The organism is Pseudomonas sp. Y24-6 (assembly GCF_020295325.1).
Lineage (GTDB): Bacteria > Pseudomonadota > Gammaproteobacteria > Pseudomonadales > Pseudomonadaceae > Aquipseudomonas > Aquipseudomonas gregormendelii.
The window spans coordinates 23,226-46,536 of the sequence record NZ_JACBXG010000018.1; the positions used below are offsets into that span (position 1 = coordinate 23,226).

Annotated in this window: 2 protein-coding genes; both read left to right on the plus strand. The window is 64.5% G+C overall.

Annotation, left to right across the window (positions count from 1 at the left end; genetic code table 11):
* Nucleotides 1-392: 392 nt before the first annotated feature.
* On the plus strand, nt 393-11,417 hold the full coding sequence (locus HYI44_RS26220; protein WP_225570889.1) for a non-ribosomal peptide synthetase: 11,025 nt from the start codon (nt 393-395) through the stop codon (nt 11,415-11,417).
* Nucleotides 11,417-23,296 carry a non-ribosomal peptide synthetase gene (locus tag HYI44_RS26225; protein WP_225570890.1) on the plus strand — a complete coding sequence of 3,960 codons (11,880 nt, stop codon included), beginning with the start codon at nt 11,417-11,419 and terminating at the stop codon, nt 23,294-23,296. Before HYI44_RS26220 ends, HYI44_RS26225 begins: the two co-directional genes overlap by 1 nt.
* Nucleotides 23,297-23,311 lie beyond the last annotated feature (15 nt).

The following is a 23,311-nucleotide window of genomic DNA, read 5'->3' on the forward strand; positions in this document are numbered from 1 at the left end:
CGCGAATCAGCAGACGCCATCGCCAGCAGGCTGGCTCCCACGGTGGTCTGCGCCGTACATGAATGCTGCGTCCACCACCACTACCCTGTGGGAGCCAGGCTTGCCCGCGATGGCAATCTCCCTGCCAGATCAATAGCGAATCCGCAGACGCCATCGCCAGCAGGCTGGCTCCCACAGTGGTCTGCGCCGTACATGAATGCCGCGCCCACCACCATTCCACTGTGGGAGCGGGTAACCCCCGCTCCCGCATTTTGGTTTGCCGCGCAGCCACTGTCCTCATCAAACCTCGTCTCTCTGATAGTTATTCTCATTCGCTAATTTTTCCGGTCTGCATTCGTTTTATAGGGACGACGCGCCTTTGTGCTTCCCGCCACTGATCCGGATACCCAGAAATGAACGCTGAAGACTCCTTGAAACTTGCTCGCCGGTTTATCGGGTTGCCCCTGGAAAAGCGCCAGATGTTCCTCGCGGCCTTGCACAAGGAAGGCGTTGATTTCGCCCGGTTCCCGATTCCTGCCGGCGTCGAAGCCGAAGATCGCCAGGCGCTGTCCTACGCCCAGCAACGCATGTGGTTTCTCTGGCAACTGGATCCCCACAGTGGCGCCTACAACCTGCCGGGGGCGGTGCGTCTGAGCGGGCGATTGGACCTGGGCGCACTGGAACAGGCCTTCGCCAGTCTGGTGGCGCGTCACGCAACCCTGCGCACCCTGTTCCAGCGCCAGGCCGACGACAGCTTGCGGCAAGTACCTGGCTCTGCGTCGCTGGCCATCGATCAGGTCGACTTCAGCCATTTATCCGCCGATGAGCGAGCACTCGCCGTCGCGAACGCCGCCGGGCAGCAGTCGCAATTACCCTTCGATCTATCCACCGGCCCATTGCTGCGAGTCACCTTGCTCAAGCTCGCAGCACAGGAACACGTCCTGCTGCTGACCCTGCACCACATCGTGTCCGACGGCTGGTCGATGAACGTGCTGATCGACGAATTCATTTGCTGCTACGACGCCTTTGAAGCCGGCGTACAGCCGCAACTGCCGCCATTGCCGATCCAGTACAGCGACTACGCCCTGTGGCAGCGGCGCTGGCTGGAAGCGGGCGAGCAGGCGCGGCAGCTCGACTACTGGCAGGCGCAACTGGGCAATGAACACCCGGTGCTGGAGCTGCCCACCGACCACCCGCGCCCGGCGCTGCCCAGCCATCGCGGCACCCGTTACGAGTTCGCCATCGACCCGCAACTGGCCGAGCAACTGCGAACCACGGCCCAGCAACACAACATCACCCTGTTCATGCTTCTGCTGGGCGCCTTTAACGCGCTGCTGCATCGCTACACCGGGCAGACCGACATCCGCGTCGGCGTGCCGATTGCCAACCGCAATCGCGCCGAGATCGAAGGCCTGATCGGCTTCTTCGTCAATACCCAGGTACTGCGCACCCAACTGGACGGTCAGACCCGGGTCGACGACTTGCTGCGCGCCATCAAGGAAACCGCCCTCGGCGCCCAGGCCCACCAGGACCTGCCGTTCGAGCGCCTGGTCGAAGCGCTCAAGCTCGAGCGCAGCCTTAGTCACACACCGCTGTTCCAGGTGATGTACAACCACCAGCCGCAGGTCGCGGACATCTCCACCGTCAGCACTGCGTCCGGCCTGGCTCTGGGGGTGATCGAGTGGGAAGGGCGCACCACCCAGTTCGACCTGACCCTCGACACCTATGAAAAACGCGGCAGGTTGCATGCTGCGCTGACCTACGCCAACGACCTGTTCGACGCCCCGACCATCGCGCGCATGGCGCAGCACTGGACGCGTTTGCTGCAGGGCATGGTCAGCGATTGCCGGCAGCGCATCAGTGAATTGCCAATGCTGGAAACCACTGAATACCAGCGCATCGTGCATGACTGGAATCGCGCTGACGAAGCGTTCGCGCAAGAGCTGTGCGTTCACGAACTGATTAGCCGGCAAGTCGCGGCAGACCCCGGCGCATTGGCAGTGACCTTCGCCACCCGGCAACTGACCTACGCCCAACTCGATGTGCAGGCCAATCGCCTGGCTCACAGGTTGATCGCACTGGGCGTTGGCCCGGAAGTGCGTGTCGGCGTAGCCATGCAGCGCTCCGAGAACTTGCTGGTCGCGCTGCTCGCCGTACTCAAGAGCGGTGGCGCCTATGTGCCGCTGGACCCGGATTACCCGGCCGAACGCGTCGCCTACATGCTCGAAGACAGCCGCGCCCTGGTGTTGCTGACGGAGCCATCGGTTACGGCGACATTGGCCGTGCCCACCGACACCCAAGTGCTGCTCATGGACGATTTGCAGGTCGCCGACTACCCGACCAGCGCCCCGGTCACCCGCGTCACGCCGGACAACCTGGCCTACGTGATCTACACCTCCGGCTCCACAGGCAAACCCAAAGGCGTCGCCATCACCCACCGCAACGTGCTGGCGCTGATCGACTGGTCGAAATCGGTCTACAGCCACGCAGATATTCAGGGCGTACTGGCGTCGACCTCGGTGTGCTTCGACCTGTCAGTCTGGGAGCTGTTCGTAACACTGGCCAACGGCGGCTCGCTGATCATCGCCCGTAACGCCCTGGAACTGCCGCAACTCCCGGCCCGTGATCAGGTGCGCCTGATCAATACTGTACCGTCGGCTATCAGTGCCTTGCAGCGCGAGGACCAGATTCCTTCGAGCGTGCGCATCATCAACCTTGCGGGCGAACCGCTGAAGCAAAGCCTGGTCGAGGCGCTGTACCAGCAACCGGGCGTGGAGCACGTGTACGATCTGTACGGCCCGTCGGAAGACACCACCTATTCCACCTGGACTCGCCGTGAGGCGGGCGGCCGCGCGAACATCGGCCGACCGCTCAAGCACAGCGCCAGCTATTTGCTGGACGCCGACCTGCAACCCGTGCCGCAAGGGGTGTCCGCCGAGCTGTACGTGTGCGGTGCAGGCATCACCCGCGGTTACCTCGCACGCCCGGGCATGACCGCCGAAAAGTACGTGCCCAACCCGTTCGCCAGCAACGGCGAGCGCCTGTACCGCACCGGCGACCTGACCCGCTATCAGGCCGATGGTGCGCTGCAATACGTCGGGCGCATCGACCATCAGGTCAAGGTGCGGGGCTTTCGTATCGAGCTGGGAGAAATCGAAGCGCGGCTGTTGCAGCAAACATCCGTCCGCGAGTTGGCAGTGCTGGCGCAAGACGGTGTCAACGGGCAGCAACTGGTGGCCTACATCGTGCCCGGCGATCCGGCGTTGCTGGACGACCTCGATGCGCAAGCCAACCTGCGTGAATGCCTCAAGACCGCGCTGCGCCAGCATCTGCCGGACTACATGGTCCCGGCGTCCCTGCTGTTCCTCGCACAACTGCCGCTGACGCCCAACGGCAAGCTTGACCGCAAGGCTTTGCCGGCCGTCGATGGCCCGCCACAACAGCGCGAGCACGTAGCGCCGCGCACGGTCATGGAAAAGTCCCTCGCGGTGATCTGGCAGGACGTGCTGGCTCTCGACAGCGTCGGTCTGGAAGACAACTTCTTCGAACTGGGCGGCGACTCCATCGTATCCATGCAAGTGGTCAGCCGCGCGCGGCAGGCCGGTATCGTGCTGAGCCCCAAGGATCTGTTCCAGCACCAGACGGTTCGCAGCCTGGCCCAGGCCGCCCGTAGCGGCGAGCAGGCGCTGATTGACCAGGGGCCGGCGAGTGGCGCGGTGGCGTTGGCGCCGGTGCAACAGGGGTTCTTCGACCAGGCAATCCCTGAGCGGCACCACTGGAACCAGTCACTGCTGCTGGTGCCGCGCGAGGCGTTGAACGTCGAGGCGCTGCAGCGTGCGCTTGAGCAATTGCTGAGCCATCACGACAGCTTGCGCCTGCGTTATGCACAGACCGCCGAAGGCTGGCAGCAGACCTACTCGGCAGCGACCGCTGAATCGGTATTATGGCAACGTCAGGCGCAGTCGGTCGAAGCGCTCAACGCTGTGTGCGATGAAGCCCAACGCAGTCTGGATTTGCACCAAGGGCCGCTGATGCGCGCGCTGTTGGTGGCAATGGCCGATGGCACCCAGCGTTTGCTGCTGGTCATCCATCACCTGGCGGTGGACGGTGTTTCATGGCGCGTGCTGCTGGAGGATCTGCAGCAGTGCTACAGCGCCAGCGCCGGGAAGATGGTGAAAACCAGCACCTATCAACGCTGGGTTGCGCGCCTGCAAGATCATCTGCCAGCGTTTGAAAGCAGCCTGCCTTACTGGCAAAGCCAGTTGCGCGAGGCTGCGAACGATTTGCCGTGCGAGCGTCCAGCCGGGGCCCTGCAATACCGCTTCGAACAAAAACTCGAGATCAGGCTCGACACCGAACAGACCCGCAAGCTGCTGCAACACGCGCCGGCGGCGTATCGCACTCAGGTCAACGACCTGCTGCTGACGGCGCTGGCACGGGCGGTTTGTCGCTGGAGCGGGCAGGGCAGCACGCTGGTTCAGCTCGAAGGCCATGGTCGCGAAGACCTGTTCGACGATATCGACCTGACGCGCACAGTGGGTTGGTTCACCAGCCTGTTCCCGGTCAACCTGATGCCGTCGCAAGACCTCGGCGCGTCGATCAAATCCATCAAGGAACAACTGCGTGCCGTGCCGGACAAAGGCCTGGGTTACGGCGCGCTGCGTTACCTCGGCGCCCGGGGAATTCGCGCTGAACTGGCGGCACTGCCGCAACCGCGTATCACCTTCAACTATCTGGGGCAGTTCGACCGCCAGTTCGACGATGCCGCGATGTTTTTGCCCTCCACTGAAGGCAGCGGTGTGGCGCAGGATCCATCGGCGCCCCTGGGCAACTGGCTATCCGTTGAAGGCCAGGTGTACGGCGGTGAGCTGGCGCTGAGCTGGGGCTTCAGTCGCGAAATGTTCGACACGGCGACGGTCCAGCGCCTGGCGGACGAATACGCACTTGAACTCAACGCGCTGATCGAACACTGCTGCGGCGTTGAAGCGCCCCAGGCCACTCCCTCGGATTTCCCGCTGGCGCGCATCAGCCAGGCGCAACTCGACGGCTTGTCGATCGCGACGCTCGAAGACCTGTATCCGTTATCGCCCATGCAGCAAGGCATGCTGTTCCACACCCTGTATGAACCGCAGGTCGGTGCCTACATCAGCCAGTTGCGCCTGGACATTCGGGGCCTCGACCCGCAGCGATTCGCACAAGCCTGGCAGGCTGCGCTAACCCGGCACGACATCCTGCGCAGCAGCTTCCATTGGCAGGGCCTCGACAGCGCGCATCAGGCGATTGTCCGTCAGGTCGCCTTGCCGCTTGAGGTGCTGGACGCGACTGACACCGAAGCCCTGGCCGACGCCGAACGTGCTCAAGGTTTTGAGCTGGGCAGCGCGCCGTTGTTTCGCTTGAAACTCGTGCAGACGGGCGACCAGGACTGGCACCTGATCTACACCAGCCACCATATTTTGATGGACGGCTGGAGCAACGCGCAGCTGCTGGCCGAAGTGATCGAGCACTACGCCGCTGGCCCTTCGATCCCGGCATTGACGGGGCAAAAACGCGGGCAATACCGCGACTACCTGGGCTGGCTGCAGCAGCAGTCCGCCGTGGCGGGCGAGCACTTCTGGAAGGCTGCGTTGGCTCCCTTGCAAGCCCCAACGTTGCTGGCTGAAGCCTTGCGCCCGCCGGTGGGAGCCGAAGGTAGCGAGGACTACCGCGTTGCCCTCGACGGCCCCGCGACCCAACGCCTGGCCGAGTTCGCCCGCCAGCAGAAGGTCACCCTCAACACCTTGCTGCAAGCCGCCTGGAGCTTGTTGTTGCAGCGTTATACCGGCCAGGATTGCGTGGTGTTCGGGGCCACGGTCGCCGGTCGCTCGGCGCCATTGCCGGGGATCGAAGAACAGCTCGGGCTGTTCATCAACACGCTGCCGCTGGTCTGCGCCATGAAGCCCGATTGCACCGTCAGCCAATGGCTGGGCGAGCTGCAAGAGATGAACCTGGCCATGCGCGAGTACGAGCATGTGCCGCTCTACGACATTCAAGGATGGGCGGGCCAGCAGGGGGCCGCGCTGTTCGACAGCCTGCTGGTGTTCGAGAACTTCCCGGTAGCGGCAGCGCTCAAGCAAGGCGCCCCGGCCGGGTTGTCGTTCAGCAACCTGCACAACCACGAACGCACCCACTATCCATTGACCCTGGGCATCGAGCTGGGCGACGGCCTGAGCCTGGATTTCAGCTACGACTCGGCGCGCTTCAGTGCGGCGCACATTGTTCAGCTGGCCGCCAATCTGCAGCATCTGCTGGTGCAGTTTGCAGCGTTGCCGGACGCCCCGCTGGGCGCGCTGCAGCTGCTCGACGAGGTCGAAACCCGGGCGACGATCGCGGCCAATCGATCATCTGCCGTCGAGTTATCCACAACACTGTTCGCCCACCAGCAGATTGCTGCCCAGGCTGCGGCCAATCCCGACGCGCTGGCGTTGCAGGTTGACGGTCAGTCCTTGAGCTACGGCGAGTTGAATGCCCAGGCCAACGACCTGGCCCAGCGCCTGCTCGCCAACGGTGCCGGCCCGGGTACCCGTGTCGGCCTGGCACTGCACCGTGGTCCGCAACTGATCGTCAGCCTGCTCGCCGTGCTGAAAACCGGCGCGGCCTACGTGCCACTGGACCCCCAATACCCCGGTGAACGCCTGGCCTACATGATCGAAGACAGCCGCCTCGATCAACTGCTCTGCGAACCCGGCCTGCTGCAAAATATCAAAAACATCCCGCGCCTGACCCTGCCCGAAACCACCACCCCTGCGGCTGCAGGAGCAGAGCCGGTGGGACCAAACCCTGTAGGCGCAAAGCTTGCTCGCGATAGCGCCCTCCCGGACGCCGCAAACCTGGCCTACATCATCTACACCTCCGGCTCCACGGGCCAACCCAAAGGCGTAGCCATCACCCACGCCGCCCTCCGCGAGTTCTGCCAGACCGCCGCCGACTATTCAGGCCTGTCAGCGTCAGACCGCGTGCTGCAGTTCGCCACCTTCAGCTTCGATGGCTTCGTCGAGCAGTGCTTCCCGGCGCTGTGCGTGGGCGCCGCGTTGATCATGCGCGGTGATGAGCTGTGGGACGCCGGGCGCCTGGTCGCCGAAATCGTCCGGCAGGGTGTGACCGTGGCCGACTTGCCGGCTGCGTACTGGTACCTGCTGGCCCGGGAGTGCGCCAGCGGCGTCATCCGCAATCTCGGCGCTCTGCGCCAGGTGCACGTGGGCGGCGAAGCCATGTCGGTGGAAGGCCTGCGCCTGTGGCACCAAGCCGGCCTGGCACAGGTGCGACTGCTCAACACCTACGGCCCGACCGAAGCGACCGTGGTGTCGAGCCTTCATGACTGCCGCCTGGAAGATGCCAGCGACGTGTCTGGCATCCCCATCGGTCGCGCTATCGCCGGCCGGGCGCTGTATGTGCTCGACAGTGCCGGGCACCTGCTGCCCGATGGCGGCGTGGGTGAACTGTTTATCGGCGCCCAGGCCAGCCTGGCGCACAGCTATTTCGACCGCCCGGCGCTGACCGCCGAGCGTTTCCTGCCGGACCCGTTCGCCCGCGAACCCGGCGCCCGCCTGTACCGCAGCGGCGACCTGGCGCGCTGCAACGCTGCCGGCAACCTGGAGTACGTCGGGCGCATCGACCATCAGGTGAAGATTCGCGGCATGCGCATCGAGATGGGCGAAATCGAAGCCTGCCTGCAAGCCCGGGATGAGGTGCGCGAAGCGGCGGTCATCGCCCAGGACGGCACGCGACTGGTGGCGTACATCGTGGCCAGCGCCGAGGTCGATTCTGCGGTTGATTACCTGAAGATACTCAAAGCGGCCTTGCGCCAGTCGTTGCCGGACTACATGGTGCCCACGGAGCTGATTCTGCTGCCGGGACTGCCGCTGAACACCAACGGCAAACTTGACCGCAAAGCGCTGCCACGGGTCGAAGCCGGCGATGCGCAACGCCCATTCATAGCGCCTGGCGAAGGGTTGCAAGCGCAGTTGGCGCTGATCTGGCAGGACGTGCTGCAGGTCGAGCGCGTAGGCCGCGACGACAACTTCTTCGAACTGGGCGGGCACTCGTTGCTGGTGCTGCAGGTCATCTCCCGTGTGCGTCAGCAGTGGCAGCTCGAACTGTCGGTGAGCAGCCTGTTCAGTGCCGCGAACCTGGCGCAGTTCGCCCAACGAGTGGCGCGGGCGCAGGCCAGCGTCCAACCCGTCCTGCAGCAGGCACCGCTTGATCAGCCGCCGGTGCTGTCATACGCCCAGCAGCGTCAATGGATCCTGTGGCAGCTGGCCCCCCAGAGCCCGGCCTACAACATTCCCGCCGCGCTGCGCCTGAGGGGCGCACTGAACCGCGACGCCCTGCGCGAAGCCTTCGACCAGTTACAAGCCCGTCACCAGACCCTGCGCACCACCTTCACACAGGACGGCCAGGTGGCGCTTCCGGTGCTGCACGATGACCTGGCGTTGTGCCTGGAGCATCGCACAATCGATTCGTTGTCGGTCGACCAGGCGGTGACTGAGGAAATTTCCCGGCCCTTCGACCTGCGCAACGGCCCGCTGTGGCGCGTGCTGCTGCTGCAAGTGAACACCGACGAACACGTGCTGGTGCTGACCGTGCACCACATTGCCGCTGATGGCTGGTCGATGCAGGTCATGGTCGATGAGTTCAGCGCACTGTACCAGGTGGCCGTCTGCGGTAGCGAAGCCGGTCTGGCTGAGCTGGCGGTGCACTACAGCGACTATGCCCGCTGGCAGCGCGACTGGCTGGAGGCGGGCGAGGGCGCACGACAACTGACCTGGTGGCGCGAGCAACTGGCTGGCAGCCAGGCGCCGCTGGAGTTGCCAAGCGAGCTGAGCCGGCCGGCACGCCGCAGCGAGCGCGGTGCCAGTTTGATGGTTAACGTGGATCGCGACTTGCTGGCCGGTTTGCGCCAATGCGCCCAGGACCAACAGGTGACGCTGTTCATGTTGCTGCTGGCGAGCTTCCAGACGTTGCTGCATCGCCAGAGCGGGCAGTCGGGCATCAGCGTGGGAGTGCCGAGCGCCGGCCGTTCGCGTCTTGAGACCGAAGGCCTGATCGGCTTCTTCATCAACACTCAAGTGCTGCGCGCCGAGATCGACGGGCAGCAGCCATTTAGTGGCTTGTTGCAACAGGTCAAGCAGACGGCATTGGCTGCCCAGGCCCATCAGGACCTGCCGTTCGAGCAACTGGTCGATGCCTTGCAGCCGGATCGCAGCCTCACTCACAGCCCGCTGTTCCAGGTGCTGTACAACCATCAGCAGCAACTGGGCGCGAGCGTCGAGCGCACGGTGGCCGGCCTGCAGGTCGAGCGTCTGCACTGGTCGCAACTCACCACGCAATTCGACCTGGTGCTTGATACCCAGGAGCATGGCGAGGAGCTCGATGCCAGCCTGACTTATGCCACCGATCTGTACGACCAGGCGTCGATGCAGCGACTCGCCGCGCAATGGCTGAATCTGTTGCGTGCCGTGGTCGCGGACCCGCAGCAACGCGTCGCCGAACTGCCGCTTATTGGCCAGTCACAGCGCGACGCACTGGTGCAGCACTGGAACCCGGCGTTCCAGGCACAGCCGCTGTCGCCCACCTTGCATCAGCTGTTCGAAGCACAGGCCGAGCTGCGCCCCAACGCCGTGGCGCTGGTCTGTGAAAGCGAACAATTGACCTACGCCGCGCTCAACGCCCAGGCCAACCGCCTGGCGCGCCACCTGCGCGAGCAAGGCGTGGGCCCCGAGGTGCCGGTCGGCATTGCGACCGAGCGGGCGATGCCACTGGTGATCGGCTTGCTGGCGATTCTCAAGGCCGGTGGCGCCTATGTGCCGCTCGATCCGCAGTACCCGGCCGAGCGCCTGAGCTACATGATCGAGGACAGCGGCATCCGGTTGCTGCTCACGCAACAGCACCTGGTCGACGGCTTGCCAGCCCGGGATGGCGTGCGAGTCCTCAGCCTCGAATCACTGCACCTGGAGGGCTTCAGCGACGCTAACCTGCCGCCACTGGCGGCACCCGACAACCTCGCCTACGTGATCTACACCTCCGGTTCCACGGGGAGGCCAAAGGGCGCGTTGCTCAGCCATGGCAATGTCGGCCGACTGCTCACGGCCAGCGCTGGCGAGTTCAACTTCGGCCCGCACGATGTCTGGACCCTGTTTCATTCCTACGCGTTCGATTTCTCGGTATGGGAACTGTTTGGTTCGCTGTGCACGGGCGGGCGCCTGGTGATAGTGCCGTATGACATCAGCCGTGATCCGCAGCAATTGCACCGCTTGCTGTGCGACGAAGGCGTGACCGTGTTGAACCAGACTCCCACGGCGTTCCGCCAGTTGCTGCCGATCGCCTGCGCCAGCCCGCGCACCCTGGCGCTACGTCAGGTGATTTTCGGCGGTGAAGCGCTGGAAGTCGCGAGCCTGCGCCCCTGGTTCGAACGTTTCGGTGACCAGCGGCCGACTCTGGTGAATATGTACGGCATCACCGAAACCACGGTGCACGTGACCTGCCGCGCCATCTGCCTGGCCGACCTCGAAGGCAAGGCGCAAAGTCCGATCGGCCTGCCGCTTCGCGATCTGCGCTGGTACCTGCTCGACAGCCAGTTGCACCCGGTACCGGTGGGCGTGGCGGGCGAGCTGTATATCGCCGGTGCTGGCCTGGCGCGGGGTTATCACGGCCGCTTCGGCCTGACCGCCGAGCGCTTCGTGCCAAGCCCGTTCGACGCGTCACAGCGTCTGTATCGCAGTGGCGACCTGGCCCGCCAGCGCGCCGACGGCAGCATTGATTACCTGGGCCGGATCGACCAGCAAGTGAAGATCCGCGGGTTCCGCATCGAACTGGGCGAGATCGAGGCTGCATTGCTGGCCCTGCCGGGTGTGCGCCACGCGGTGTTGAGTGTGCACCCCGGTGAGGGCGGCCCGCAGCTGTGTGCCTACGTGGTGCCTGCGCAAACCCCGCTCGACCCGATCGCCTGGCGCGATCAACTGCGCGCCGCGCTCAAGGTCGGCCTGCCGGACTACATGGTACCCAGTCACTGGCTGCTGCTGGACGCCTTGCCGCTGACCGGCAACGGCAAGCTCGATCGCCAGGCCCTGCCGCTGCCGGATGCCGGGGATTGGCAACGACCGTTCGAAGCCCCGGAAGGTGAGCTCGAACAGCAACTGGCGGCGATCTGGGCCGAGGTGCTGGGCGTGGCGCAGATCGGTCGGCGCGACAACTTCTTCGAATCGGGTGGGCATTCGCTGCTCGCCGCCCAGGCCAGCGCCCGGGTGGAACTGGACCTGGGCATCGAGCTGCCGCTGCGTGCGCTGTTCGAGTCCACCGACCTTCAGGCTTATGCCGCCATGGCCGGGCAACATGCCCCGGCTGACAACGATGCACGCCTGGATGCGCTTGAGTCGCTTCTGGACGAGATGGAGATCAACTGATGGAACACACCACTGCCCAGCGTATCGCCAGCCGCTTCGCCGGCCTGCCAGCCGCCAAGCGCCGCGAGTTCCTGAGCCGCATGCAGGAGCAGGGCGTGAGCTTTGGCCAGCTGCCGATTCCGCCTGCCCTTGAGGCGCAAACGCGCTTCGAACTGTCCTACGCGCAGCAGCGCCAGTGGTTTCTCTGGCAGCTGGATCCGCACAGTTCGGCGTATAACATTCCGGCGGCGCTGCGCCTGTACGGGCCGCTGGATGTCCCGGCGTTGCAGCACAGTTTTGACGTGCTGCTGGAGCGGCATCAAAGTTTGCGCAGCCGTTTCGTCGAGGACGACGGGAAGGTGCTGCAGACGCTGGCGCCGTACACCTCACTGCCGATCGAGCGTATCGACCTGCGCGGCAAGCCCGAGTCCCTGCGCCTCGATCTTGCCATGCACAGCGTCGAGCAGGACATCGCCCGGCCGTTCGATCTGCAACAGGGGCCGCTGTTGCGGGTCAGCCTGTTGCAGCTCGACGCCGAAGACCACGTACTGCTGCTGACCCTGCACCACATCGTCACCGATGGCTGGTCGATGGGCGTGCTGGTTGAGGAGTTTTCCCGGCTTTACGCCGCACATTGCCAGGGCCAGGAAGCTGTGCTTGAAGCATTGCCGATCCAGTATTCAGACTATGCGCTGTGGCAACGTCGCTGGATGGAAGCGGGTGAGCTGGAGCGCCAACTCAACTGGTGGCGTGACACGTTAGGCAGCGAGCAACCGCTACTCGAATTGCCGACTGATCGTCCACGTCCTGCGCAACCCAGCCAACGCGGTGCACGGTTGGACTTCGCCCTCGATGCAACCTTGGCCAGCGGCCTGATGACCCTGGCCAGGCAGCACGGCGTGACTCCCTTCATGCTGTTGCTGGCGAGTTTCCAGGCGCTGCTTTATCGCTATAGCGGCCAGTCGGACCTGCGGGTCGGGGTGCCGATTGCCAACCGCAATCGCGCAGAAACCCGTGGCCTGATCGGCTTCTTCGTCAACACCCAGGTGATGCGCGCCGAGCTCGATGGACGTCAGCCTTTCAGCCAGTTGCTCGACCAGACTCGCGCCGCGGCGCTGGATGCCCAGGCCTATCAGGACCTGCCATTCGAGCGACTGGTGCAAGCCCTGCAGGGCGAACGCAGCCTCAGCCACAGCCCATTGTTCCAGGTCATGTTCAATCACCAGCAAGCCAGGCCGGCTGGCGCCAGCGGTGTACTTGCTGGCCTGCGCGTCGAGCCACTGCGTGGCACCGCTCACACCACCCAGTTCGACCTGCAACTGGACACCCAGGAGCAGGGCGACCTGCTGTTTGCCAGCCTGACCTATGCCACCGATCTGTTCGACGCCGAACGCATCGAGCACTTTTCGCGTCACTGGCGCAACCTGTTGGCCGGTGTGCTGGCCAACCCGCAAAGTCCGCTTGCCGAGTTGCCTTTGCTGGACGCCGACGAGTGTCTGCGCATTCTCGACGACCTCAACCACACCGCTCAGGCCTATCCGGGCGAAGTCTGCGTGCAGCGGCATATCGAGCAACGCGTGGTTGAAAATGGCGAGGCCACGGCGTTGGTGTTCCAGGGCCAGTCCCTGAGTTACGCCGAGCTGAACCAGCGCGCCAACCGCCTGGCCCATCACCTGCGCGCCGAGGGCGTCGGTCCGGAAGTGCTGGTGGGAATCGCCTGCGACCGTTCGTTCGAGATGGTCGTCGGCCTGCTGGCGATTCTCAAGGCCGGCGGCGCCTATGTGCCGCTGGACCCTGAATACCCGCTTGATCGGCTCAGCTACATGATCGAAGACAGTGGCATCGCCTTGCTGCTGACTCAGGAACATTTGCTGGAACAACTGCCGACCCCGGACAGCGTGCGCACTCTGTGCCTGCAGGCCGCAGGCGATTGGCTCGGGGAGTTGCCCGGTACCGATCTGCCGAACCTTGCGGTCGCGGAAAACCTCGCCTACGTGATTTACACTTCAGGCTCCACCGGCAAACCCAAGGGCGCCGGCAACCGTCATGTGGCGCTGCAAAACCGTCTGCAATGGATGCAGCAAGCCTACGACTTGCAACCGGCGGACCGCGTGCTGCAAAAGACGCCGTTCAGTTTCGACGTGTCGGTGTGGGAGTTTTTCTGGCCGCTGATGAAGGGCGCCACCCTGGTCATCGCCGCCCCCGGCGAACATCGCGATCCGCAACGCCTGGCCAGGTTGATCGTCGAGCAGGCGATCACCACGCTGCACTTCGTGCCATCGATGCTCGCGGCGTTTATCGGTGCCGACGAAGCGCTGGCCTGCACCTCGTTGCAGCGGATCATCTGCAGCGGTGAAGCGCTGCCGATGGAGCTGCAACGCCAGACCTTGCGCAGCCTGCCGCAAGCCAACCTGTATAACCTGTATGGCCCCACCGAAGCGGCCATCGACGTGACCCACTGGACGTGCGTGGAAGAAGGCCGCGACAGCGTGCCGATCGGCCGGCCGATTGCCAACCTGCGTACCTGTGTCCTGGACAGCGAACTGCAGCCCTTGCCCCTGGGTGCCGTGGGCGAGTTGTACCTGGGCGGGGTCGGCCTGGCGCGGGGTTATCACCGTCGAGGTGCGCTGACCGCCGAACGTTTTGTGGTCGACCCGTTCGGCAGCGGCGAGCGCCTGTACCGCACTGGCGACCTGGCACGCTATCGCGCCGATGGCGCCATCGAGTATTGCGGGCGCATCGACCATCAAGTGAAAATTCGCGGCCTGCGCATCGAGCTGGGCGAAATCGAGGCGCGCCTGCAAGAGCATGCCCAGGTGCAGGAAGCCGTGGTGCTGGCCGTCGATGGCCCGGGCGGCAAGCAACTGGTCGCCTACATCGTGCCCCGGGAACGCGCCTTGATCAGCGCCGATGCCGGGCAACAAGGTGTTTGGCGCGAAGCGCTCAAGGCCCATCTGCTCACCAGCCTGCCGGACTACATGGTGCCCGCGCAGACCGTTATGATCGAGCAAATGCCCCTGAGCCCCAACGGCAAACTCGAGCGCAAACGCCTGCCGGCGCCAACCGCGCAGGTCAGCCAGCGCGCCTTCGAAGCGCCGCGCAGTGAGCACGAACAGGTGCTGGCGCAGATCTGGCAGGAGGTGCTGGGCGTTGAGCAGGTCGGCCGCCAGGACAATTTCTTCGAGCTGGGTGGCGACTCGATCATTTCGATCCAGGTGGTCAGCCGTGCCCGTCGCGCCGGCTTGAGCCTGCAACCGCGGGATCTGTTCCAGCAGCAAACCTTGCAGGCGCTGGCCGCCGTGGTCAAGGAACAGGCCGCTCCGCTGGCCCAGCAAGGACCGGTATACGGCCTGCAAAAACTCACTCCCATCCAGCGCTGGTTCTTCGACGAGCCAATCGCGCAACGCGCGCACTGGAACCAGGCCGTCTTGCTGACCCCCCGCGAGCCCCTGGAACTGCCGCGTCTGCAGGCCGCGCTGCAGCGCTTGCTCAAGCAACACGACGCACTGCGCTTGCGCTTCAGCCAGCAGGCCCCGCGTGTGACCGACGCCGCAAATCCCTGTGGGAGCGAGCCTGCTCGCGAGGGCGGTGGGGCAGGCGACCTCCATGTTGCCGGTGCTGAGCTCATCGCGAGCAGGCTCGCTGCCACAGAGTGGTCTGCGCGCTATGTTGGTGCGGACAGCGCCGATGTCGTCGACATGCTCTGGACCGCGCGCGTGGCCAGCGATGCATCCCTGGAGTCGGTGTGCGATCAAGCCCAGCGCAGCCTCAGCCTGCAAGACGGCCCGCTGCTGCGAGTCGCATTGATCGCACAGGCGGACGGCACCCAGCGCCTGCTGCTGGTCATTCACCATCTGGCGGTGGACGGCGTGTCGTGGCGGGTGTTGCTGGAGGACTTGCAAGCGGCTTATCAAGGGCAGGAGCTACCGGCGAAGACCAGCTCCTTCCAGGCCTGGGCTGAGCAGCTCGACACCTACGCACGTTCCAAAGCGGCTGCCAGCGAACTGGACTGGTGGCAGGCGCAACTCAGCCTCGGCAACGATTTGCTGCCAGCCGCCAACCCGCAGGCCAGCCAGGCCGGACATCTGCGCCAGGGCGTCAGCATCGGCCTGGACCGCGAACACACTCGCCAGCTGCTGCAGCTGGCACCGGCGACTTACCGCACCCAGGTCAACGACCTGCTGCTGACCGCACTGGCCCGCACCCTCAGTCGCTGGACCGGTCACCCCTCGGCGCTGATCCAGCTCGAAGGCCATGGCCGCGAAGAGCTGTTCGACGACATCGACCTGACCCGCACCGTGGGCTGGTTCTCCAGCCTGTTCCCGGTGTGCCTGACCCCAACCGCCGACCTGCCGGGTTCGATCAAAGCCATCAAGCAGCAGTTGCGCGAAATCCCCGGCAAGGGCATGGGCTACGGCCTGCTGCGCTATATGGGCGATGCCTCGGCGCAAGCCGCGCTGGCCGCGTTGCCGCAAGCGCGCGTCACCTTCAACTACCTTGGCCAGTTTGACCAGAGCTTTGCCGAAGAAGCACTGTTCACACCGGCTCGTGAATCCAGCGGCGCTGCGCAGGCCGCGGATGCGCCGCTGCCCAATTGGCTGTCGGTGGATGGCCAGGTGTATGGCGGCGAACTGAAACTGGACTGGACCTTCAGTCGCGAATGCTTCGACCTGCACGAAATCGAAACCCTCGCGGCGAATTTCCGTGAAGAGCTGTTAGACCTGATTGACCATTGCCTGAGCGATGGCGCAGGCGGCGTGACCCCGGCGGACTTCCCCCTGGCGCGCTTGAGCCAGGCGCAACTCGATGGCCTGCCGGTGCCACCGGCGCAGATCGAGGACCTGTATCCGCTGTCGCCCATGCAGGCCGGCTTGCTGTTCCATAGCCTCTACGAATCGGACAGCGGCGCCTACGTCAACCAGCTCAGCGTCGAAGCCCATGGCCTCGACGCCGAGCGGCTGGGCCGCGCCTGGCAAGCGGTGCTCGACAACCATGGGATCCTGCGCAGCAGCTTCCATTTCCCGGACGGCTTCGAAGCGCCGGTGCAGTTGGTCCATCGTCATCTGCAATTGCCGATGACCTGCCTCGACTGGCGTGGCCGCAGCGATCAGGCTGAAGCACTGGCGCAGCTGATCGACAGCGAGCGCCTGCAACTCGATCCGACCCGGGCACCGCTGATGCGCCTGACCCTGGTGCGCCTCGAAGGTGAGCGTCAGCAACTGATCTACACCCACCATCACCTGTTGCTTGATGGCTGGAGTAATTCACTGCTGTTGAGCGAAGTCTTGCAGCGTTATGCCGGACAAGACGTGCAGGCACCAACCGGGCGTTTTGCCGATTACATCGGCTGGCTGCAACGTCAGGATGCGCAGGCCGACGAGGCCTTTTGGCGCGAGCAACTGGCGACCCTCGATAACCCGACCCTGCTGGCGCAGAGCCTGGCCCACGGCGGCAGTAAAAACCTGTCGACAGCTGAGTTCGCTGACCATCGCCAGACCTTCGATGTCGCCACCAGCCAGCGCTTCAGCGAGTTTGCCCGTCAGCAAAAAATCACGCTCAACACCTTGGTGCAAGGTGCCTGGGCACTCCTGCTGCAACGCTACAGCGGCCAACGCAGCGTCGCGTTCGGCGCGACTGTGGCAGGCCGCCCGGTAGACTTGCCGGGGGCTGAAAGCCAGCTCGGCCTGTTCATCAACACCTTGCCGGTGATCAGCCGCCCGGATGCGGTAGAAAGCGTCGGCCAGTGGCTGATCCGTTTGCAGGCGCAAAACCTGGAATTGCGTGGACATGAATTCACCGCATTGGGTGACATCCAGCGCTGGGCCGGACGTGCCGGTGAGCCGCTGTTCGACAGCCTGCTGGTGTTCGAGAACTTCCCGGTGGCCGACGCGCTGCAACAGAGCGCACCTGCGGGGTTGAGCTTTTCGATTCCACAGAACCATGAGCGCACCAATTTCCCGCTGACCCTGGCGGCCACCGCCGAGAGTCAATTGAGCCTGAACTGGAGCTACCAGTGCGCCCATTTCAACAGCGAAGGGATTGTTCGCATGAGCGAACACCTGGCCGCGTTGCTGACGGCGATGGTCGCCGCGCCACAGGCTGCATTGAGTGAGCTGGACCTGCTGAGCTCACCTGAGCGCGCGCAACAATTGATCGAGTGGAACCCGGCATTTACCGCAGCGCAAAACCCGCTGTGTGTGCATCAGTTGATCGAGGCCCAAGCGTTCATTCGTCCGCACGCCACGGCGCTGATCTTCAACGATCTGGAATTGAGCTTCGACCAACTCAACCGTCGTGCCAACCAATTAGCCCATCGTCTTCGCGCACTGGGCATTGGTCCGGAAGTGCGGGTCGGCCTGGCCATGCAGCGTTCGCCGGAAATGATCATCGGCTTGCTGGCGATCCTCAAGGCCGGCGGCGCCTACGTGCCGCTGGACCCGGCCTACCCGACGGAACGCCTGCGCTACCTGATGCAAGACAGCGGCATTGCGCTGATGATCAGCCAATCTCGGCTGCGGGAAAAACTGCCGTTGCCCGAAGGCCTGCCGGTGCTGGAAATCGACCGCGAGCCGCTGGAATCCTTGGCGGACAGCAACCCGATCAACCTCACCTGTGGCGAAAACCTCGCCTACCTGATTTACACCTCGGGTTCCACCGGGCGACCGAAAGGCGTCAGTGTGGCCCACGGTCCATTGGCCATGCATTGCCTGTCGATCGGCGAGTTGTATGGCATGACCCCGGACGATCGAGAACTGCAATTCGCCTCGATCAGCTTCGACGGTGCCCACGAGCGCTGGCTGACGCCGCTGGTGTTCGGTTCCGCAGTGATGCCGCGCGACGACGAGTTGTGGAGCGTGGAGCGCACCTGCGCCGAGATCGAAAAGCATGGCATCACCATCGCCTGCTTCACCCCGACCTATCTCTCGCAGATCGCCGATTTCATGGGCGAAGCGGGGCGTGATCTGCCGATCCGTTCCTACACGCCGTGCGGTGAAGGTATGGCAAAACATGCGTTTGACGAGGTCCAGCAGGTACTGCAACCCAAGCGCCTGATCAACGGCTATGGCCCGACCGAGACAGTGATCACGCCGCTGATCTGGCTGGCCTATCCGGATACCGAATTCGACTCGGCGTTCATGCCGATTGGCCGACCGGTGGGCAATCGCAGTGCGTACATTCTGGACGGTGGCTTGCAGCCGCTGCCGGTCGGCGTGGCGGGCGAGTTGTACCTGGGCGGCGAGGGCGTCGCCCGGGGTTACCATCAGCGTCCGGATTTGACCGCTGACCGCTTCGTGCCTGATCCGTTCGTGCCGGGCGCCCGTCTGTATCGCAGTGGCGACCTCGCGCGGTTCCGTGCCGACGGCGTGGTGGAATACCTCGGCCGTATCGACCAGCAAGTGAAAATTCGCGGTTTCCGAATCGAACTCGGCGAAATCGAAGCTTGCCTGCTGGAACACGAAGGTGTGCGTGAAGCGTTTGTGATTGATCGCGAAGGCCCGGTGAGCCGCCAGTTGATCGGTTACGTGGTCCCGCGCGATCCGCTCGCCGATGAGCAGGATTTGCGTGAAGCGCTGACGGCCCACCTGCGCAGTCGTTTGCCGGCGCACATGCTGCCGGCGCATTTGATGTGCCTGGCCGCGTTGCCGCTGACGCCGAACGGCAAGCTCGATCGCCAAGGCCTGCCGGCGCCGCAAGCCACTCGACAGCACCACGATCACGTGGCCCCCGCGTCGCCCGCCGAAGCCTTGCTGGTGGAAATCTGGCAGGAACTGCTGGGGCTGGAGTCGGTGGGTGTCACCGAAAACTTCTTCGAGTTGGGCGGTGACTCGATCATCTCGCTGCAAGCGGTAAGCCGTGCCGGGCAGCGCGGGCTGAAGTTCAGTCCCAAGCAATTGTTTGAACAGCAGACCATCCGTGCGCTCGCCGCCGTGGCCGGCAGCCGTGAAGCAATATTGATTGAAGCGCCAAAAGTCGAGGCGTTCTCGCTGGTACCGCACATCGACATCGCCGCGCGCGAAGGTCTGCAAGACCTGTATCCGCTGTCGCCGATGCAACAAGGCATGCTGTTCCACTGCCTCGACTCGCCGGAACTCAACCCCTACGTCAACCAGTTGAGCGTGGCGGTGGAGGGTTTACAGGTACCACGCTTCCGTGCCGCGTGGCAGGCGCTGGTCGAGCGCCATGAAGTGCTGCGGGCGGCGTTCCGCTGGCGGGACGGCCTGGCCGATCCGCTGCAGGCGGTATTCGCCGAGGTCGAGCTGCCGATCGAAGAGCTCGACTGGCGTGAGCGCAGCGACACCGAACAGGCCCTGGGCGAACTGGCGGCAGCGGAACAGGCCAAGGGCTTCGACCTGAGCTGCCCGCCGTTGATGCGATTCAACCTGGTGCGCCTGGGCGAGGATCGCTACCAGATGATCTGGATCTATCATCACCTGTTGCTCGATGGCTGGAGCGCCTCACGGTTGCTGGGTGACATGCTGCGCCTGTATCACAACGACAGCCTGGCGCCCCTGACCGGGCGCTACGCTGACTACATCGCCTGGCTGCAACGTCAGGATGGGGTGCAGGCCGAAGGCTTTTGGCGTGAGCGCCTGGCGTTGCTTGAGGAGCCGACCATTCTGGCCAAGGCTTCGGGTGCCGCAGGCTCCGGGCACGGCGTGATGTACAGCAACCTCGACGCCGAAGCGACGCGCAAACTGCACACCTTTGCCAAGCGTCAGCGCGTGACGCTCAATACCTTGGTGCAGGGCGCGTGGCTGCTGTTGCTGCAACGCCACAGCGGTCAGCGCAGCGTCGCGTTCGGCGCCACGGTGGCGGGTCGCCCGACCGGGCTGGCCGGTGCCCAGGACATGCTTGGCCTGTTCATCAACACCTTGCCGGTGATCCAGACCCTCGACCCGCAACAGCCGTTGGGCGAGTGGCTGCGGGACTTGCAGGACTACAACCTGATGGTGCGCGACTACGAGCACACGCCGTTGTCCGACATTCAGCGCTGGGCCGGGCAGGGTGGCCAGGGCTTGTTCGACAGCATCATCGTGTTCGAGAACCACCCGGTGGACCGCGCCTTCAAAGGCGGCGAGGAGGGCGAGCTGCGCTTTGCCGAAGTCGGCAGCGGCGGGGTCACCAACTTCCCGATGGACCTGATGGTCAGCGCCAACGAGGAAGGGCTGGAAGTCGAGTACCTGTTCCTGCGCGATCGCTTCAGTGACGTTGAAGTCGAGCGGATTCGTGCGCAGCTCGAAGGATTGCTGCGTGCGTTGCCCGAGGACGCTTCGTGCCTGCTCGGCAATATTGGCTTGCCGCAAGCACGCATGAGCCTGCCGCAGGTGTCAGACGACACCGCTGATTTGCTGCAGTCGTTCAATCAACACGTCAAAGCCCAGCCGCAGAAAATCGCCTTGATCTGTGAGGATCGACAAGTCAGTTACGCCGAACTTGAGGCTCAGGCCAATGGGCTGGCGCAGCAACTGATCGTTCGCGGTATTGGGCCGGAGACCCTGGTGGCGGTGGCGTTGCCGCGTTCCGAACGCACCATCGTCGCGTTCCTCGCGGTGCTCAAGGCGGGGGCTGCTTACCTGCCTTTGGACCTGGCGTACCCGACCGAACGACTGGCGTACCTGTTGAGCGATTCGGCAGCCAGCCTGTTGCTGTGTGACAGCAACCTGGGGGATCGACTGACCCTGGCCGACAGCCCGCCACGTCTGCTGCTGGATCAATTGAGCGTTGCCGACAACGTGGCGTGCCCGGTTTCCCATCCGTTGCCGGGGCACCTGGCGTACCTGATTTACACCTCCGGCTCCACGGGGCAACCGAAAGGCGTGGCCGTGGCGCGCGGACCGATTGCCCGGCATTGCCGCAGCATCGTCGAGCGCTATGAACTGGCACCGCGCAGCCGCGAGTTGCACTTCATGTCGTTCGCTTTCGACGGTGCGCAGGAGCGCTGGCTGAGTGTGATGCTGGCCGGTGGCAGCCTGGTGATCCGTGATGACAATCTGTGGACCCCGGAACAAACGCTGGAAGTGCTGCAGCGTCATGGCGTCACCGTCGCCTGCTTCCCGCCGGCATACCTGCAACAGATGGCCGAAGTTGCGGAACGCCTGGGCAATCCGCCCGCGGTCGAGGTGTATTGCTTCGGCGGCGATGCCGTGCCTGAAGCCAGTTTCGAGCAGGTCAAGCGCGCCTTGCGCCCGCAGCGCCTGGTCAACGGCTATGGCCCGACCGAAACCGTGGTCACGCCTTTGTTGTGGCGTGCCGAGGTCAGCGAAACCTGCGACGCGGCCTATGCGCCGATCGGGCGCGGTGTGGCCGGGCGAGGCCTGTATGTGCTCGACGCCGACCTCAACCCTCTGCCGGTGGGCGTCAGCGGGGAGCTGTACCTGGGCGGTGAATGCCTGGCGCGGGGCTACCACCAGCGCCCGGGCATGAGCGCCGAACGCTTCATTCCCGATCCATTTGCAGCGGGCGGGCGCATGTACCGCACGGGCGACCTGGTGCGCCAGCGCGACTGCGGCTTGATCGACTACCTGGGGCGGCTGGACCAGCAAGTGAAGATCCGCGGTTTCCGCATCGAGCTGGGCGAGATCGAAGCGCGCCTGCGTGAGTGCGCAGGGGTGCAGGATGCAGCCGTGGTGGTGCACGACACACCAATCGGCAAACAGCTGGTGGGCTACGTGGTGGCGCTCGGCACGGTGGGACTTGATCGGCGCCTGAAATCGCAAGTGCAGGCGCAACTGCCGGACTACATGGTGCCCGCGCGGATCCTGGTCCTGGAACGCTTCCCGCTGTCGGCCAACGGCAAGCTCGATCGTCGTGCATTGCCTGTGCCGGAATGGGCCCTGGGGGGTTATCGTGCACCGCGCAACGCCCTGGAAAGCGCGTTGGCTGCGATCTGGCAAGCAGTGCTCGGCATGCCGCAAGTGGGTATCGACGACAACTTCTTTGAGCTGGGGGGCGATTCGTTGCAAGTGCTCAAAGTCATCTCGCGGGTGCGCAGCCAACCCGAACTGGGCTTCGAACTGAAACTGCGCGACCTGATGCAAAAACCCAGCATTGCCGAACTCTGCGGCTACCAGGCCGCCGAGCCCGCCGCAGCTGCGCCAGACCCATTGCTGGCACTGAACTCGCGGCTGGCGCACAGGCCCGCGCTGTTCTGCCTGCACGCCGGTTTTGGCACGGTATTCGACTACGAACCGCTCGCGCGACGCCTGGAAGGACGGCGCACGGTGTACGGCCTGCAATGCCGCATGCTGCTCGACCCGCACTGGCAGGATCAGTCGCTGCTGGCTATGGCCCAAGCCTACACCCAGCGCATTCGTGCCCAACAGGCCAAGGGGCCGTATTACCTGCTGGGCTGGTCGCTGGGTGGTGCGTTGACGCAACTGGTCGCCCATGAGCTGGAGCAACAAGGCGAGACCGTCGCGTTCGCCGGCCTGGTCGACAGCTACGTGGCCGGCACCGCCGAAGCGGGGAACTGGCGCGAAGACCTGGGGGATTTCCTGAAGTTTGTCCTCGGTCATTCGTCTGAAGAAGCACAGGCGTTAATGGCGTTGCACGCCGCAGGTCTGCCTGAGCATCAGGCCGCCGCCGCCGTCATCGAAGCCGCGCTGCATGGCTCCAATGAACAAGCCGCACTGGGCGCTGGAGAGCTCACGCAAATCTTCAACACCGGTTCACGCCTCAAGGCATTGGCCCTGGCCCAGCTCCAACTGCCCGCGATCAAAGTCACGGCGCATCGCTGGTGGGTAGCCGGGCGTGACGACGAGCGTCGAGTGTTCGAGGCCCAGGTCGGCCATCACGGTGTGGACCGTCTGCTGGCCGGCGGGCACTACGAGCTGCTACGCGGTGACGAATTGCTCGACGATCTCGAACTGCAATTGGAGTGCACCCTGGCCATCGCCTGACGACACGTGGAGCGC